Genomic DNA, 449 nt, shown 5'->3' on the forward strand with positions numbered 1-449 from the left:
TCCTGGTGCGTATTCATGGACATCCCCTTCTCGACCCTGATCGCCGCGGCCAACGACAAGATGAATATCAATCGCGCGCGGACCTGGGCGCGAATGGCCGACGGGACCTACCAGCACACGAAGGAACCGACCCCGTGACCCACACCACCGACGACGTCGCCAGGGCAACCGGGCTCAGCTATCGGCAGGTCGACCGCATCGTCACCCGGCGGTACGTCGACCACCCGCGGCCACAGCCCGGCACCGGTCAGCCACGCACGTTCGATGACGCGCAACTCGACCGGATCGGCGCCATCGCGGCGCTCATCCAGGCCGGGTTGACCCCCCGAAGGGCGGCTGTCATCGCCCAGTCCCCCGAGTATGAACTCGGACCCGTCCAGATCCAGATCGACAGCCAGAGGCTGCATCGCACCCTCCGGGCGCGGCTCCACAACAACCCAACCAACAAC

General features: G+C 66.6%; 1 protein-coding gene. It reads left to right on the forward strand.

Translation table 11 applies throughout. From position 1 onward, the window contains the following. Positions 1 to 134: 134 nt before the first annotated feature. A partial coding sequence (locus LPA41_RS41120; protein ID WP_229076908.1) for a MerR family transcriptional regulator occupies positions 135 to 449 on the forward strand: 315 nt, incomplete at its 3' end.

The sequence above is a fragment of the Actinoplanes sp. DH11 genome, assembly GCF_020873875.1.
Classification (GTDB): Bacteria; Actinomycetota; Actinomycetes; order Mycobacteriales; family Micromonosporaceae; genus Actinoplanes.